The organism is Metabacillus sp. RB-C-LZQ-3-1 (assembly GCF_058315175.1).
This window is the reverse complement of the sequence record NZ_JBZFLI010000023.1, coordinates 39,382-57,425: the sequence shown is the minus strand read 5'-3', so window position 1 is coordinate 57,425 and position 18,044 is coordinate 39,382. Positions and strand designations below refer to the sequence as shown.

13 protein-coding genes are annotated in these 18,044 nt (G+C 36.4%); 3 read left to right on the top strand and 10 right to left on the bottom strand.

Annotated features, from left to right (window positions below):
- Window positions 1–127 precede the first annotated feature (127 nt).
- From AC4GZ8_RS23305 to AC4GZ8_RS23285, 5 genes are all read right to left on the bottom strand, one after another.
- Window positions 128–835 (bottom strand): TerC family protein, encoded by a 708-nt coding sequence (locus AC4GZ8_RS23305; protein ID WP_491084275.1) that lies wholly within the window; start codon window positions 833–835, stop codon window positions 128–130.
- Between the two features lie 453 nt (window positions 836–1,288).
- The gene (locus AC4GZ8_RS23300; protein ID WP_491084274.1) at window positions 1,289–1,603 is read right to left on the bottom strand and encodes a cupin domain-containing protein; all 315 of its coding nucleotides are present in this window, start codon (window positions 1,601–1,603) and stop codon (window positions 1,289–1,291) included.
- Window positions 1,604–1,647: 44 nt separating this feature from the next.
- On the bottom strand, window positions 1,648–2,283 hold the full coding sequence (locus tag AC4GZ8_RS23295; RefSeq protein ID WP_491084273.1) for a YesL family protein: 636 nt from the start codon (window positions 2,281–2,283) through the stop codon (window positions 1,648–1,650).
- A 21-nt stretch (window positions 2,284–2,304) separates the two neighbouring features.
- Window positions 2,305–3,606, bottom strand: coding sequence for a Gfo/Idh/MocA family protein (locus tag AC4GZ8_RS23290; RefSeq protein ID WP_491084272.1), 1,302 nt, complete (start codon window positions 3,604–3,606; stop codon window positions 2,305–2,307).
- Window positions 3,607–3,660: 54 nt separating this feature from the next.
- Window positions 3,661–4,758 carry a glycoside hydrolase family 88/105 protein gene (locus tag AC4GZ8_RS23285; RefSeq protein ID WP_491084271.1) on the bottom strand — a complete coding sequence of 366 codons (1,098 nt, stop codon included), beginning with the start codon at window positions 4,756–4,758 and terminating at the stop codon, window positions 3,661–3,663.
- Window positions 4,759–5,101: 343 nt separating this feature from the next.
- Here AC4GZ8_RS23285 and AC4GZ8_RS23280 point away from each other — a divergent pair, with 343 nt between their 5' ends.
- A complete protein-coding gene (locus AC4GZ8_RS23280) occupies window positions 5,102–7,399 on the top strand; it encodes a helix-turn-helix domain-containing protein (protein WP_491084270.1) in 2,298 nt (765 codons plus the stop codon).
- 377 nt (window positions 7,400–7,776) lie between these two features.
- Here AC4GZ8_RS23280 and AC4GZ8_RS23275 read toward each other — a convergent pair whose 3' ends face one another.
- The gene (locus AC4GZ8_RS23275; protein ID WP_491084269.1) at window positions 7,777–9,285 is read right to left on the bottom strand and encodes an extracellular solute-binding protein; all 1,509 of its coding nucleotides are present in this window, start codon (window positions 9,283–9,285) and stop codon (window positions 7,777–7,779) included.
- 211 nt (window positions 9,286–9,496) lie between these two features.
- Here AC4GZ8_RS23275 and AC4GZ8_RS23270 point away from each other — a divergent pair, with 211 nt between their 5' ends.
- Together AC4GZ8_RS23270 and AC4GZ8_RS23265 are read left to right on the top strand one after the other, a co-directional pair.
- On the top strand, window positions 9,497–10,399 hold the full coding sequence (locus AC4GZ8_RS23270) for a pectinesterase family protein (protein WP_491084268.1): 903 nt from the start codon (window positions 9,497–9,499) through the stop codon (window positions 10,397–10,399).
- A 39-nt stretch (window positions 10,400–10,438) separates the two neighbouring features.
- The gene (locus AC4GZ8_RS23265; RefSeq protein WP_491084267.1) at window positions 10,439–11,236 is read left to right on the top strand and encodes an alpha/beta hydrolase; all 798 of its coding nucleotides are present in this window, start codon (window positions 10,439–10,441) and stop codon (window positions 11,234–11,236) included.
- 277 nt (window positions 11,237–11,513) lie between these two features.
- Here AC4GZ8_RS23265 and AC4GZ8_RS23260 read toward each other — a convergent pair whose 3' ends face one another.
- The 4 genes from AC4GZ8_RS23260 to AC4GZ8_RS23245 form a co-directional block, all read right to left on the bottom strand.
- Window positions 11,514–13,076 (bottom strand): glycoside hydrolase family 43 protein, encoded by a 1,563-nt coding sequence (locus AC4GZ8_RS23260; protein ID WP_491084266.1) that lies wholly within the window; start codon window positions 13,074–13,076, stop codon window positions 11,514–11,516.
- A gap of 44 nt (window positions 13,077–13,120) precedes the next feature.
- The gene (locus AC4GZ8_RS23255; RefSeq protein WP_491084265.1) at window positions 13,121–14,155 is read right to left on the bottom strand and encodes an alpha/beta hydrolase family protein; all 1,035 of its coding nucleotides are present in this window, start codon (window positions 14,153–14,155) and stop codon (window positions 13,121–13,123) included.
- 73 nt (window positions 14,156–14,228) lie between these two features.
- Window positions 14,229–15,668 carry a family 43 glycosylhydrolase gene (locus AC4GZ8_RS23250; RefSeq protein ID WP_491084264.1) on the bottom strand — a complete coding sequence of 480 codons (1,440 nt, stop codon included), beginning with the start codon at window positions 15,666–15,668 and terminating at the stop codon, window positions 14,229–14,231.
- 75 nt (window positions 15,669–15,743) lie between these two features.
- A complete protein-coding gene (locus AC4GZ8_RS23245; protein WP_491084263.1) occupies window positions 15,744–18,032 on the bottom strand; it encodes a glycoside hydrolase family 95 protein in 2,289 nt (762 codons plus the stop codon).
- Window positions 18,033–18,044 lie beyond the last annotated feature (12 nt).

Below are 18,044 nucleotides of genomic sequence, written 5' to 3'. Positions count from 1 at the left end.
TATGCGGTGAGTTTTTACATTTTAATATACCAATTGCTCTGTCTAAACTTTTGTCATTTCGGAAATAAATTCAGAAAGCACCTCAAAACAGAATTCTTTAGGTTAAGAAGGACTGGCCTTTATTGTATTAGTTAGATCCTGTTTTTAAAAGTACTGCTTCTTCTTCTGTTTTTTCTCCTTTAGCAGCAGCTTTAGATTGCACATATTTAGCTGTTAAAATAACTGCTGCAATGACGAATATTTCAAATCCATATTTCACAAAACCATTTTCAAACAATCCACTTAAGAAGTGCTCTCCGACAATCATTTTTGAAGCTGTCCAAGCAAGAACACCGGCACCGATTGTCACAATGATTGGGAAACGATCAATCCACTTAAGAATTAATGTGCTTCCCCACATAACAACAGGAACAGAGATTAATAGTCCAATAACAACTAGTAGCATATTTCCATGTGATGCACCTGCTACAGCTAATACATTATCAAGTCCCATTAATGCATCTGCAATAATGACTGTTCGAATCGCTGCCCAAAAGCTATCACTTGCTTTAACATCACCATGGTCATTATCATCAACAAGCAATTTGTAGGCGATGTACACTAAAAGCAGACCTCCGACTAAATGTAAACCAGGAATTTCCAATAACCAAACAACTGCTAGTGTAGCTACAATACGAATCACAATTGCTCCTAGCGATCCCCATAATATCACTTTTTTCTGTTGGTGCTTTGGCAATTTTCTTGCCGCTAATCCAATTAGGATGGCATTATCTCCAGCTAAAACTAAATCAATTACGATAATAGATAAAAGTGCAGTGAGAAAATCCATTTCCATACATATACCTCCTATATAAAGTTTACTATTTTTAAATCTTTGTAGATTTGAAAATAGTTATTTATAAAAAATAAAGAGACCTTTGCCATAGTGGCAAAGGTCTCGCTAAGCACAATTTAAATGCCAACAAAGCCGATGAACAGTGTTCATGTAATGACGACTTTTGTTTCAGGTTATACCTGACGCTACTCCCCTTTACGGTGGAAGTTTAAATATTAAATTTGGTCTATTGGTTATTATACTTTATCTGATGGGCAAATGTCTATATATTTATCTTATTTAACAATCAGTAGAATTATTCATCTATTCATTTTTTGGGAAATTGAAATAACAGAATCGTTTCTTTTCTCCGCCACTTTTCTGCAATCGGTTAAGTTGCGTTAGATGGGCAATTCCCTTACATCTCGACTTTAATCAAATTCTTTTCACACTAAAACTAATAATCTCTTAGAGTTATTTCAGTAAGTCTTCTCGAATTGGAGTAAATGTATCAAGTAACGCAGACTCCTCTAAAGCCGTTACACCGTGTTTTGCATTGCTTGGAATATAGATCGTCTCACCTTTTGTAATGATGGTTTCTTTTCCATCAATTCGAAAGGCAAGCTTTCCTTCTAGGCAATAGCTCATTTGTTCATGAACATGGCTATGCTCATATCCTTCTGCATTCTTCTCAAATCGAACCTCCATCATCATCATTCCCTCTCCTGGTTGAAAGATCTTCCGCTTAACACCAGGTTCTGCAGGTTCCCATTCACCGAATTCTCTCATTTTCTTTTCACTCCTTTAGAAATTTCACCTCTTATTTACTACCCTTATTCTACTGTAGGTTTATTTAATGCTAAACTCTCTACTTTTGAAAAAACAAGCATGGCTATTTTCATTAATAGAAGAGCTAGCAAACTAACACTGAAGAATGGAATAATACCAGGTACTATAGTTAAAATAGTATATAAAATACCTAAACCAACAAACATCCCTAATGTCAAAATAGGGTAGGAAACTCCCAAAATGAAAGCATATTTTAGATACAAGCTAACTTTCCAATCATAATGAACATATACAGGAAACATATAAAGTAACACAATGATATATAAGAAGCTTATAACTAAAACACCCATTCTTACAAGAGTATAGAACATTCCTTCCGCTGGAATAAAGGCTAGATCAATGTATAGAATGTAGCCGAAGATAAATAAGATCAATCCCAGCTTATTAGATTTTAGAAATTCATTGCGATACGTCTTGAAAAAGAGTGAAAAAACAGGAACATCGTTTTCTCCCTTTATCCATTTGCGAACAACAGTAAAAAGAGCTACCGTTGCAGGCATAAAGCCAAAAAATATTAGTCCTGCTAAGGTAAAGACAATCCAGAGGATGTTTGCATATGCAAGCCTTGAAATCCATTCACTCATTTTAAAAAAGTTACCCGAAAGCCCGCCTAATCTCATGTCATCCCTCCTTCATCCAATTCACGTGTTTACCTCTTCTTGTTGCAGCTTTAACATATTCTCAATATGAATCGGCGTTTTTTCCTTTACTGACCTCCATACAGCTTCCCCAGTTGCAATTGAGTAAGCTCCAGCAACAGTACCTGCTAGAATCTCATAATGTCTTCTTGGATCAGGTCCTAGAAAAATATCTTCTAGTAGAATGGGATCTCCTCCTCCATGTCCTCCAGGTGTTTGGACAACATGTATGGTCTCTTTTGATCCAAATAGTGGATAGTATTCAATTGTTTGTTCAGGTGTTGGAAACGGTACTCTACTTGGTGCATGGAATTCCTGTGTTTCAATTCTTCCTTTAGTCCCGTTAATGGCTAAACGATACCCTTCATAAGGTAAAGAAAAGTTTATGGAGTAACTCAATAAAGCACCTTTATCATACTTTACTGTTGCCGTATACGTATCCTCAATATCAATTTCCGAGTCAAAAATACAAGCATCTGGACGATAATTTGTGTAGTTTTTTGCATTCATTTCATTATGCGTGTAATGGTCATCCTCTACATTGATTGTTTCACTTCGGGAGCTCCATCTCATAAAATAATCACATTTGTCCTTTACATGGCATGTGCCGCAGAATCGATTATTCTCTTCTTTTAAAGGGTTCATTTCTCCTTCTGGTCCATAATAATTTAATGCTCCAAATGCAAAAACTTCAACTGGATGTTGGTCTAACCACCAATTAACCAAATCAAAGTGGTGAGTGGACTTATGGACCGAGAGCCCGCCGGAATACTGACGTTGTCGATTCCAACGTTTAAAATAACTTGCTCCATGATATGTATCTATATACCAATTTAAATCAACAGATGTGATTCTCCCAATCTTATTTTCCAGCAATAGCTCTTTTATTTTTCGGTGAAAAGGGCTATAACGATAGTTAAATGTTACCGTTACCTTCCCTTTACTTTTTGCTTCTGCTTTAAGTACTTTCCTTGCATCTTCGACAGTTGTTACCATTGGCTTTTCCGTTATCACATCCAGATCATTTTCTAATCCTTTTATAATATAGTCTGCATGTGTGTCATCTCTACTTGCAACAATTAATACATCGGGCTTCGTTTCATTTATCATCTGTTGGAATTCATTTGGTCTATAAGTATTTACTGCACTTAATTGTGGATATTCCCTCTTACAATTAATAAATCTTGTATCATCAAAATCCAGCAATGCAACAACTTGATTGTTAGCAGAGAATTCATTTAGTAATGGTCCAATAAACATTTTTAAGGCTCTGTTACTTAATCCACATATCGCGTATTTTCTCAATTTCCCCACACCTCACCTTTATTAGTAAAAATCTCTTACTCTACCTCTTTCCTTCTATGAATCTAACTGATCCATGGCCATACATGCCATAATAAAAGCACCTGCACCATGTAAGTCATTTTCACTTCGTTCCCGGTTGACGTAATAATCATATACACCAATCGATGTTCCAATACAAATATCTTTAATTACGACCAAATCATTTGTTTCTGTTATTTTATGTTCAAGTAGACCGTTAAAACCTTTCCACGCAACTTTAAAATATTCATAATCGACATACTTATTGGTTACGGCTTTTGCAATTGTGTAGATGAATAAACTTGATGCAGATGCTTCCAACCAGTTATCATCTCTTTCTCCCTTATCAACCACCTGATACCAAAGCCCTGTTTTCTCATCCTGAAATTTGGATAATGCTACGACCAAATCTTGAATCACACCAATCCATTCAATCCGTTTAGGATGATCTTCAGGTAATAAGCAAATCATGTTAACGATCGCAAGACCATACCATCCTAAAGATCGTCCCCAAATTTCCTGTGCAGCATTCGTCTCTGGATTTACCCATGGCATTTCACCTTTTTCATCCCATCCATGATAATACAACCCAGTCTTTTCATCCTTTGTATGTTTTCTCATAAGCTGTTCTTGATGAATGACCATGTCAATTAGCTCTGGTTCATTGAATTCATTCGCGTAATGGAAAGCAAACGGTCCTCCCATATATAAACCGTCTAACCACATTTGGTATGGATATTTGTCTTTATGCCAAAAACCACCTTCGCTCGTTGTATTTAATGTGTGAAACAAGCTTCTAAGCTTCTGAGCCGCAAGTTTATATTTTTTATTACCAGTATCTTTATAAAGAGAAAATAACAGTAAGCCCGCTTGAATCGAATCTAGTTCATCTCTTCGAAAATAGAAATTACCATTGTTATCGATTATTTGATCGACATACTCTTTGTAGTATTGATAATACTTTTTATTCCCGGTCTTTTCCCATAAACTCATTACTCCACATAGGAAAACACCCTGGTGATAATGCCATCTTCCTGCTGGAGGAAGTTCATTAGGACTATATTTTTTCATTAAAGTTTCAGTCAGTTGACTTGCCCAGTAAAGAGGTTTTTTTACTTTTACATTTTCGTTCATCATTTATTTCTCCTCTCTTTTTCATCTTGTATAGTTCAAACGATCAGATCAGTCATATGTAAGCGATCACATTTTCTTCTTGAACAGGGTGTTGTTTAACAAGAATAATGCCGTTCCTCCTTTTCTATCCTACTTAAATAATAAAGTACATGATTACTGCCATGACATCTATAATCATCAAGACAGTTAGATGAAACTATGCTATAACTCTAGTCTTTTTAACAAAAAAATGATCTATTGAACATGATATAAGATAATGATTATATCCAATTCCTCGTATCTTCATATATAATAAAACTATTGTATTGCTAATCTAAAAAATTTCATATGACAGGGGGCTCTTATGAAAAAAAGATCAACTAACTATTATTTTCGCTTAATTACTTTTATCATCGTTTTAGCAACTGTTCCTGTTATTATTGTGGGTTTATTTTCTTATTTAAAATCTTCTGAAATTATTCAATCAAATGTCGCAAAAGAAAAACAACAAAGTATTTATCAAGTTCAAATGAACATTGAACAAGTATTAAAAACTGTCGATCACTCTTTTACAAATTATGTTACTTCCTCTCAACTTACGGACACCTTAGAGCAACCATTACTTCCCAATCAATTTCAAATATACAATCAAGTAAGAGAAGAATTAAGTCACCTCCAAACGTATGATACGGGATTAAGTGACATACTGTTAATCAGCCTCAAGCAAAATTGGATCATCAATAATAATGGACTTCAAAGGCTTAATACTGAACAAGTGAATGATATTAATAGTCAATACCTATCGTTACCAACGAAGTCAACCTGGGTCATGGATAAGACAAACAAACTTTTTCTTGATTCAGAAACAAATGACTCCTGTAAATACCACATGAATTTAGTTAAACAACTCCCGCTAAATAGTGTAACGAAAACCGGAGTTGCAGTTGCTGTTATACCTATTTGCGAGTTTTCTACTATTACTTCACAAAATCTTGACCTTGAGGAAACCGTGATTTTAAATGAAAAATTCCAGGTTGTTGGACATAGTACACCCGAGAATATTGGAAAGGACTTCTCCAACCAAAGTTTAATTCAAAAGTTACAGAGCTCGGAGTCCCAATCCGGACAATTTAATATAGATATTGGTGAAACCGTTTACAAAATTACTTTCAGAAAGTCTGACTATAATAATTGGACATATCTTTCACTTATTAAAATCAAGGATCTAAATAAGCAATCAAGTTCAATTGGCTGGTTTACTTTTCTTATTTGTACTATTTTACTGATCTTATCATTATGTATTTCATTCGTAGGGTCCAATCGAATTTACCGGCCAATTCTTCGGATACAAGATTTGATTTCAAGTAAATTTCAACATCAGCATGACATCGAACATCAAAACGAATTTGATTTAATAGAGCATCAAATTCACCACATATTAGATCGAAATGTACAGCTGGAGCAAAAGGTACAAGGCCAAATTTCTCAATTAAAACAGTTTTTTATTGTTAAGCTTTTACAAGGAAAAGTTAGTTCTGAAGAGATACCAACAAGGCTTTCTTCCTTTGGATTTAATCAAAACTGGAAACGGCTTTGCGTTTTTACACTACAAATTGATTTGTTTGAAGGGACTGGCTATGACCAAAAAGAAGAGGATTTATTATTATTTGCTATTAATACAATGATTGAAGACCTTATTCCTAGTAGCTCAAGATTAACTCCGACGGTCATGAATCGGACTCAAGTTACAGTGCTCCTAAGTGATCATGAAGATGACAGAGAATACACTTATTTTGTAACAAACTTAGCACAAACTATTCAAACAAAAGTAAAGGAAGAATTAAACATTCCTGTTAGCATTGGCATTAGCTTGCCATTTTCAGACATGGTTTCGACAATTCATGCCTACAAGGAAGGACTTGAGGCCTTAAAATATACCATTAAGTTTGGTACAGAATCGATAATCTTTTTTGAAAATCTTAATAGAAGTACATCTTTTCATACTTTTTTTCCTAAGCAAATTGAGAATGAATTATTTGACGCCATTAAGATTTGCGATAAACCAAAAATAGATGAATTACTAAACAGCTTTCTTTCAGCCATTGTAGAGAAAGAGTTAAACCATACACATTTTCAAATTTCTATTGTCCGCTTACTTAATGATTTAATTGAACTCATGCAAACATTAGGGATAGATATTATCGAATTAGATAATAAAAAGTCCCTATTTGACCACTTATACGAATTAAAAACTTTATCAGAAATACACCATTGGTTTAAGGATGTCATTATTTATCCATTAATTAACAAAATAGAAGAACGCACAGAATCACAATATAAGAATCTTTCTGATAATATTATTCATATTATTCAGCAAGAATTTGATTCTGATATTACTCTTGAAGCGATTGCAGCAAGACTTCATTATAACCCTAATTATTTAAGCAGCATTTTTCGTAAAGAGAAAAACATCTCCTTTAGTGATTACTTATCATTGTACCGTATTAACATGGCAAAGAAATGGCTAGTGGAAACAGATATGTCTGTTAAAGAAATTTCCGAAAAACTGAAATATAACAATTCACAAAATTTTATTCGCTCTTTTCGTAAAAATGAAGGAACAACACCCGGGAAATATCGAGAACTTAAGAAAGCACAATAATAAGAAAAGCGTAAGCTCCTTAATCAGCCTCGGGCAAATAAGACGCAAATGAATAGAAGACGTTCTTTGTCTTCAATTCATTTGTGGCTTATGACCTCGAAGAGCTAGGCGCTGGAGCTGGACACCTATACTAAGTACAATACTTATAAATTCAAGCGCAAGCGCCTTGATTAGCCCCGACAAGTAAATGACGAATAAGGAATAGAAGGTGTTCTTTACCTTCAATTCCTATTTGACTAGACCCTAGAGGCAGTTATTAACCGACGTAAATTGCCATAACTGTACTTGTACGTCCTGTACTTCGCCGATGGCGCCTGGAGCTAGACACTAACACTAAAACGAAGGATAAAATAGAGCTGTCCCAATTGAGACAGCTCCTATTTTTGGTATTTTTTATATTCTTCATTAAACTCCTTTATGATTTGTTCTCCGCCACTTTTTTTCCACTTCAAAATCTCTTGCTTAAAACCTTCTTCCTCTAGCTCTCCTAAAATAAACTTATATGTTGCGTCATCTATCATTTTTCTCAGTTCACTTCCTTTTTCAGTAAACGTTGGAGAAAACAATGATTCTGTCGGATTTAAAGTCAAGAAATTCTCATTATCCTTAGTTAAGGTATCGAACTTCACTCTTAATGGATCGCTTTCATTTTTATAGTTGCTTGAGGAAATACTTCTTAACGCATAATATGGTTTTACATCTCTCTCTAGCAGCCCTTTATTTTCTTTAATAATTTCAAATGAGCCATCCTTCAGCCTTTGATAATGCACGCCCTCAATACCTACTTCCAATAAAGTTGCAATATCATCCTCCACCATTCGATCCATAAATGCCAAAATCTTTTTTAGTTTCTCTTCAGTCTCTACTGAAGCTTTAGGAAATACAAACATTCCCCCATGTCCGCCAGTTGCCCATACATGCTCTGTTTCATCTGGACCTTTTATGCGATTAGTGATATCAATCTCCATGTTAGAATTTAATTTTAATGCTTTATCCCTCATATCAATTGCATCAACCATGTTTCCTATAAAGATACCTGCTTTACCTGTAATAAATAATTCTTTTTGTTGGTCTTTACTTGTAATAGGAAAATCCTGATTAATCAATTTCTCTTCATACAATTTCTTCATCAATTTCATTGAGAGCATATATTCTTCTGTATCAAAGTCAGGAACTAACTTCCCATTCCTCTCCCCCCATTCATTCGGAGTCCCCATATAGGAAGAAAGAGTTTTAAATACGCCATATGTTAAATCATTTCGATCAGTTATGCCAAACGTATCATGTTTCCCATTTTGATCTGGATCATTGTATGTAAAAGCTTCTGCGGTTTCATATAAATCTTCTACTGTTTCAGGCATCGGCAACCCTAGGTTCTGCAACCAATCTTTACGAATCACGACCCCTTGCCTGGATAAGGGTCTTTCTCTATAAATGCCATAAATCTTTCCTTCAAATGATATATTCGTTAAGATTGATTCATTCATTTTTTTTAGGTTCGGGTAATCGTTTAAATAAGGTCCAATTTCCCAAAACATCCCTGCTCTTAAAGAATTTAAAACAGAAGAAGCTTTTATATCAGTAATCGTCACAATCTCAGGTAATTTTCCTGAAGCAAGTGCTGCATTTAGACGGTCCGCTCCTATTTCATCAGGAACCCAAATCACGTTCATATTTACATTTGTTAATTTCTCAATCTCTTGAATAATTTCATTACTTGGCGGCTGCTGTTTATGCAATTCTGTCATCCATTCTAACACTAGGCCAGAATAATCCGCTGATGCAGCTACATCGTTTCCTTTTATGGAATCGATAGAAGAGCATCCTGTGAATACGCCAAAAACAATTAAATTGATCAATAGATAAGTTACAAATCTTTGTTTCATAATAAGTCCCCCAATTTTATTCTATCTTTTTATGAAACACCAAAAATAAAATGTTAACGTTTTCATTTTATTGTATAATAAGATAGTAACTAATAACAACGTCCTATTTCCTCATCCATAAATGTATCAGTCCTTACAATAATAGCACAATTTACCTCAATTTATCTGAAAAAACAGAATACTTTTATCAAAAAAGGAGTGTAGCGTCAAATTGAGAAATATTTATGTAGATAAAAATGGCGGCGGTGATTTCACTAGTATTCAAGCAGCAATTGATGATGTTAGAGTACACCCATTAGAGCCAGTCACCATTTTTATTAAAGGTGGAATCTATCATGAAAGGGTAATCGTTCCTGACAATAAACCTGATATTCAATTAATTGGTGACAATACACAACAAACCATTATTTCAAATCATGTGTATGCAAATATGCTAGATAGCAACAAAAACATGCTTGGTACCTTTCAAACCCCTACTGTTTCCATACTAGCTGATAATGTTAAGGTGGAGAACTTAACCATAGAAAATACGGCTGGATTCGGCCCTAAAATAGGCCAGGCACTAGCTCTTTATGTTTCAGGTGATCGAGGAATCTATAAAAACGTAAGATTGCTTGGCAACCAAGATACCTTTTATTCATGCAGGGGAAGACAATATTTTATTGACTGTTATATTGAAGGCCATGTTGACTTTATTTTCGGCTCTGGAACAGTTGTTTTTACTCAATGTGAGATACATAGTTTACGAGAAGGCTATATTACAGCTGCCTCTACACCAAAGGATATCCCGTACGGTTTTATTTTCTTCGATTGTAGATTAACAGGATCTGCAAAAGAAAATACGGTCTATCTAGGCAGACCATGGAGGCCTTATGCTCACACCGTTTTTATTAGGACAGTGATGGGTAAGCATATTAAGCAAGAAGGATGGGATAATTGGAGAAATCCTGACAACGAAAAAACAGCCAGATATGCTGAATACGACTCAAGCGGTCCCGGATCTGCTAAAGAACACCGTGTTATGTGGGCTTCTACCTTATCAAAAGATAAAGTTAATCTTCTTACCTTAGAGCAGATATTTCAAAGTTGTGACGGATGGAATCCACGCGTATAGTAAATTTTCATACAGAATAACAAGGAGGAGGCGTTTTGAATGGCAAACTTATTATGGGAAGGTGTTATTCCTTATCATGACGGAAAAAATGACGAGGAAGTACCTGTCATTACCCCCTTTTTATTAGACCGTCAAGAAAAGCACGGTGCCGTCATTGTTTGTCCTGGTGGCGGGTATAGCAGGCGCGCAGAGCATGAAGGTGCACCAGTTGCTAAATGGTTAAATAGTATTGGCATTTCAGCATTTGTTTTAGATTACAGAGTATCCCCCTCTCAACATCCTGTTCCACTACTCGATGTCCAGCGTGCAATTAAATATGTTCGGTATCATGCGGAGGAGTGGAATCTCGATAAACATAAGATCGGAGTTCTTGGATTTTCAGCCGGCGGGCACCTTGTCTCAACTGCTGCTACCCAACCTGATATCGGAAACAAAAACGCAAGTGATCCGATTGATCGAGAAAACAGCAGACCTGATATTGCCATACTCTGCTATCCCGTGATCTCCTTTTTACAATTTTATCATGAAGGCTCATTAATAAATTTACTAGGGGAAAACTCAAGCGAAGCCGAGAGACTCTTATTATCAAGTGAAATGAATGTCAGCGAAAATACACCTCCAGTATTTATTTGGCATACTGCTGATGATGCTGCGGTTCCCGTTGAAAACAGTCTTATATTTGCACAAGCGTTAAGCAAATATCAAATACCTTTTGAAATGCATATTTTCCCTAATGGTCGTCATGGTTTAGGGCTAGCTGAAGACGATCCTATCGTCGGAAAATGGACTGATTTATGTAAAGCTTGGTTGTTTAAGCAAGGGTTTGGTTTAAAATAACGATTAGAAAAACATGGCTTATCACCAAGTAAGCGCCTTGTCAGCCTCGGGCATTTTAGAATAAAAGGCGTTCTTTATTCAATTCTAAATTGGCTAGACCCTAGAGGCAGTTACAAACGCGACGTCCTGTCGCAGCAACTGCACTTGCACATCCTGTGCTTCGGAGCTGGATGCCGAACACTTATCCACAGTAAATTCCTAAACAACAAAAGGCTTACGCATATGTTGCGTAAGCCTATCTGATGTCATATTCATAAACATATATTTTCATTGCCATTTAAATTTCTATATATTCAAACCAATCAAAGTCTGCGAAATTATGACTCTCTTGACCGTTGCTGCTTGCATACATGCCGATGTATGCACCGACAAATCCTCCAGCAACATCCGTACTCAGAATTCTTCCATCTACATTTTCCATCAGTGTTTTCCACTTCTCAGGTTGTTCACTATAATAAAAGCTATAGTCTTGACCGATTGCTTCAACTTTTAAATACAGCCTTGAAGAATAAATATCATGTGTGGCTAAGATGTGGTCCACACCCTTTTCTCTCTTTGTTAAAGAAACAACAAATCGATTATCTATTTTTGTTTGCTCTATTCTAAACTGGTAATCATGATTTTGTAGTAATACTAATCCAGCTTTCTCATATTCATTTTTAGGTTGAAAATCCATCACAGTCCTAACAGCAAAATTCATATGCTGTAGTCTTCTGCCAATAAAGCTTGGATTGGTCTCCTCTGTTATTGATTCTCGCTTATTTTTCAATCTTAAATAGCCCGGACGTTCTTCTAAAGACCAAAAGTCTCCCCTTGGAGTACGTATAAAGTTCCAATTTAAGCTTAAATTTGGCGTATCAAAATGATCACAGCAAGGCTGAGTTGGCCAGCGTTTCTCTTTTAATCGAGGCCGTTCACTAACACTCTCAATGATTCCCTTACCAGGATTTACAACAGGCCAGCCATTTTCCCAAACAAACTTTACTAGAAATGTTTCTCTCCCTAAATTTCTGAATCCTCCTCCATAAGGTCTAGATCCAAGACATGTCATCCACCACTCTCCTTCCTGTGTTTCTACGAGATCAGCATGACCTACATTTGCTATAGGGTAGTCTCTTCCTAAATGACGATGGGTTAAAATTGGATTGGTTTTACACACTTCATAAGGACCTGTAATTGTTTCACTTCGGGCGATTGTTACTGAATGAGTAAATCCTGTTCCCCCTTCCGCAATGATGAGGTAGTACATACCATTCATTTTATATAAATGAGGTGCTTCCTGAGCATGTATTTGTTTTAAAGCTCCATCCCACAGACTATATTTCGGACCTGTTAACTGCTTGGTTTCCAAGTCTAACTCTTGAAGCCATATTTCCATATGCTTTGAATACTGCTGTCCTTCTGGCGGCTGTCTGTTTCCTGTATAATACACTTTCCCATCATCATCAAAAAATAAAGAAGGGTCAATTCCAGGAGCATCTTCTAGCCAATTTGGATCAGACCAAGGCCCGGCAGGATCAGTTGCTGTACAATAAAAATTTTTCCGAGCCCCTTTCGCACTTTCCACAAATGTCGTAATCATATAAAATAGTCCATTATGATAACGGATTGTCGGAGCATAAATACCTCTAGAGCTAGGCGTTCCATCTAGGTTCAATTGTGATGGGCGATCTAATACATGACCAATTTGTTGCCAATTCACAAGATCCTTACTATGAAAAATCGGAACGCCAGGATAATATTCAAAGGTTGATGTAACTAAATAATAATCTTCATCCACCCTGCAAATAGATGGGTCCGGATAAAACCCTGGTAATATTGGATTTTTAAATGTTTTCAAACACTAACATCCTCTCAACAAGATTTCAACAAACTTGGAATCTCCTAAGCACTATTTTTGGTATTTAACAGAGTGTGATATAGCCACTCATAGGATTTATCACCACAAATTTCATGCTCCCCCTCAAATAAGTGATAATTCAGAGAATTTACCGCATTAAATTTTTCATAAATATGTGATAAAATATCCAAAGCTTCTTTTGCATGTTTTAGTGGAAAAAGAGGATCATCTATCCCAGATTCAATAAATAATGGCCTCGGAGCAATAAGACCGATTAATTCAGGCATTTCTCCTAGTTGTAAAACACCGGGAATATAGTTATCTAGGCAATGGTTACGTTCCATGATGCTCCCTTTAAATGTATTTGTATAGCCTGAAAGAACGGTGGCTTTTATCCGTTGATCAACAATTGAAGTAAAGGCTGCGACAAGACCTCCTCCTGAGAATCCGAAGCATCCAATCCTTTCAGGATCTACCTCATCCATTGAATCTATAAAATCGAGCACTTTTTTACATTCGAATACTCTTAAACCCGCTAATGTTTTTCCCATTAACAGCAATTGACTTGCAATGGCAAAACATGAGTTTTGGTTCTGATTATCCGAGTGAATATCACGTACTAGCTTGCGATCACCAAAACCAATTAATTCTGGGGCAACAACAACCATTCCTTTTTTCACAAGTTCAATGGCACAATTTTGATGAATACCTGGAGCATGATCATTTTCAGTTCCATCCACATTTAAGCCAACTATTTCCTTACTCCCAAAGCCATGACCATGAAGGGCAAGTACGGCAGGAAACTTATTATTTGTATTTTGTTTAGGGATAAGAATATAGATCGGCATAATAAGGTTATCAAGCGTTGTTACTTCTACTCTGAGCCGACTATAGTCCTCCTGCTCTGTTTTCTCAATAACTGTGGGATTTAGTCCTTTCTCTTGTGATGATGGAAAATGACCGATCAACTGCTCAAAGAGCTCTGTTCCATTCCATTTCCAGCTTTCGTTATATTCTTTCGTCACTTTTGATACTGTCCTTTGATAAAGGTTTTCTAGAAAGAAATCAGGCGCCCACATTCTAGTCCCCTCCTCTTCCTATAAAAATCATTTCATGTATTGCTTATTTATTTCACAAATTAGCTTTGAGGGGTTACAGGCTTCGATATTGAAAATTTCGAAACCTTGCTTTACCGTTACCATTAACATCTAATCCAATACGCAAACTAAGAAACCCACCGAATGTATTATGGTGAAAGCCTGAACAGTCAATGACCTTGTCATATTTTTTCCATATTCCTTGCGAGTCTTTATAATAGAAGGAAACGATATTATGCTCATTTCTTATTCTGACATGTACACTCTTACCATCAAAATGTTCGACACGATATTGTTTGAATGTTCTAAAATGCCTAACTCCCTCAGCCACTACACTTATTCCAAAGAAAGCAGAATGATCATAAAAAAGCAGGAACCTTGCTTCAGCATCTCCATCAGCCTCTATCTCTACTTCGGCTTCATAATATGGATCACCAGGCATATAAAGGAGTGGAGAATGAATTCCCTCTTCATATCCATTCACAACTAATGCTTTATTTTCAATATAGAAACGATCTCTTTCCGGTTCACCAAACCATTGCCATTGAAGTCCCAATTCTTTTCTATCAAATTTGTCCACTGTTGGAAATCCATGGCTAACAGATTCACCCTCAGGTTTTCTTATTGGCTGCTGATAATCGATCTGATCCGGTATCTTAAACCATCCGTCCTCTGTCCACTCAATTGGTAATAGCATAGTATGACGTCCTAATGTATGTAGGTTGTTCTCATATGCATGAAAGACCATCCACCATTCTCCAGATGGCGTATCAATAAGCGTACCATGGCCTTGAGACCACCATTTTTCATCCTTTGAATTCGTTCGTATAATTGGATTATAAGGAGAATGCTCCCATGGCCCCCATGGTGTTTTCGATCTTGAAGCTGCTACCATATGACTTGTTGGCGGTCCTGCTGTTCCACCAATCGCAATAGTTAAATAATAATAGCCATTGTAATATTTTAATTTTGGACCCTCTGGGCTAAAGCCTTCCACTTCCCAATGATCAGGATATCTCCAAGGCTCATAAACTTTGGTTGTTTTACCAATGACTGATAATCCATCCTCTGATAGTTCTGCCATATTTCCACCGGATAAATGTAAATATCTTTTACTATCTGGCCCCACTACATGTCCAGGATCTATATATTTGGTTTTGAGGTTGATCGGCTTACTCCAAGGCCCTCTTGGGTCTTTAGCTGTCACAACCCAATTGGTTTTATCTGCTGGAAAGTAAATATAATATATCCCTTTATAAAAAACTAGTTCAGGTGCCCAAACATCTCCATTTAGCTGTTCTAAAGCTGTTCCGATTGGAGTCCAGTTTACTAGATCCATCGAGTGCCAGACGATTAGACCAGGTGTATATTTATAAGAAGTGTTGACCATATAATAGTCATTACCTACCCTTATAATAGAAGGATCTGCATAATTTCCTCTTAGTATCGGGTTTAAGAAAGTACCATTTTTTAAGTCACCGCTATTTTTAGACATGCTTTAAATCACCTCCATTGAAATTGCAGTCACCAAATATGAAATGTATAAAAGGAACTTTTTCGTATATAGCATTTACTCAACGGTAATCATATATCGCTTGTTTTTCTCCGTCTGAAAGGAGATAGCTCCATCATTAGTTAACGTAGTGGGTATTTTCCACTTGTTTTCAACCGATATAGACACAGGGCTCCCCACTCTAAGTTTGCATTTATTTCCTAATAAAGACGTAAGTGTTCCGGAAGTGAATTTTCCCTTCTCCCATCTTAAAGACACTTCAAAACCGCCTCTTGTACGTAATCCCTTAACATCTCCTACATCCCAAGCCTTCGGTAACGCCGGTAACAAATGAATTTCACCTTCGTGGCTTTGCAATAACATTTCAACAATTCCTGCGGTTCCACCAAAATTCCCGTCAATTTGAAATGGTGGATGATTATCAAATAAATTGGGTAAAGTAGAATGTTTAAGTAGTTCTATAAGATTCATATAGGCAAGCTCTGATTTTTCTAATCGAGCCCACATATTCATGATCCATGCTCTACTCCAACCGGTATGCCCCCCACCATGATTCAATCTTCGTTCTAACGTTACCCTGGCAGCTTTGGCAAGTTCAGGTGTTTTTCTAATCGTAATCTGATTAGCCGGATGCAAACCAAACAGATGTGAAATATGCCGGTGGCCAGGTTCCTTTTCCTCATAATCCTCTAACCACTCCTGAATTTGACCATGTCTTCCAATCTTCATCTTCGGGATTTTCTCTAGAGTTTCTTCTACTTTCATTCGGAATAGTTCATCAATCGAAAGAAGTTTGCTCGCCTCTATACAACATGTAAAAAGTGCGTGTAAAATTTGATTATCCATTGTTGGTCCAAAGCAAATCGTACCTGATTCCCCATCAGGCAGGATATACGTATTTTCTGGAGAAACAGATGGTGATGTAACGAATTGACCATTTTCTGTCTCTATTAAAAAGTCAAGGAAAAATTCTACCGATTCTTTAATCGTGTTATATTTCTCCTTTAAAAAACAAATATCACCTGTAAACTGATAATGCTCCCAAAGATGTAGACATAACCATGCAGCCCCCATAGGCCATGTTGTAGCAGGGGGGTATATATCTTGTGGTGCGGTATCAGCCCATATATCTGTATTATGGTGTGCAACAAAACCTTTACAACCGTACATGAACTTTGCCGTATGACTACCTGTTATCCGCATTCTTTCAACCAAATCAAAAAGTGGTTCATGACATTCAGATAAGTTACATACCTCTGCCGGCCAATAATTCATTTGAGTGTTGATATTAATGGTAAATTTACTATCCCAAGGTGGAGTCATTTTATCATTCCAAATCCCCTGTAAATTAGCAGGCAAGCTTCCTTTTCGACTGCTTGACATAAGTAAATACCTACCAAACTGAAAATATAGCTCTATTAGCCCATTATCCTCCAAACCCTTTTTTACTCGTTCTATTCTTTCTGGTGTCGACAAGCATTCTAGATTTTTATTCTTTTTTGGTAGATTCATTTCTACCCTGTTATATAGAGCATGGTAGTCCTCAAGGTGTTCTTCTTTTAAAATAGAAAAATCTTTCTTTAAAGCAGCCTTAATTTTGTTTAAACATACAACCTCTGGATTTTCATGCCGAAAAGTTGTTTCTGCAGCAATAAATAACGTTGCCGTATCAGCATTTGTAATGACCAAATGCTCTCCAATTGTTTGAGTTGTACCGCCATCAGTCATTGCTGATAAAACAACACTAAAGTCAGATCCACCTTTTCCACCACATGAACCTTGCATTACGATACTGTGTTGATTTACTCTCCGAATCTCATCTACATAACGTCCTTTTTCTCTAGTTAATCGTGCGGAAAAAGAAATGGATCTACCTTGGTCACCACTTAAATGAATGATTATCAAATCAGAAGGAAAGCTTGATATCATTTCTCTTTTAAAATGAATTCCATCAGAAAAATAAGAAACTGTTATCATTCCATTTTCAAGATCAAGTTCTCTGGAGTATTTTTTTCCAAATTCGTGACCTATGTCGAGAATAAGATCTCCTAAGGTCATATAATGACTTTGCGTTGGTGGAGTGGCAGACAATGCAAATTTTGCTAATTCATGTGTTTCACGTAAATGACCTTTCTTTATCAAGTTGCGAATTTTTGGTAAGTACTTATATGCATCCGGATTATTTCGATCTCTAGGCCCTCCGTACCATACGGAATCTTCATTTAATTGAATACGTTCAATACCCGTATTCCCGTAAACCATTCCACCAAGACGGCCGTTTCCTATTGGTAGTGCTTCATTCCATTCATTTGCGGGTTTTTTAAACCAGATTCGATTCTGATTCAAATGATCTCGCCC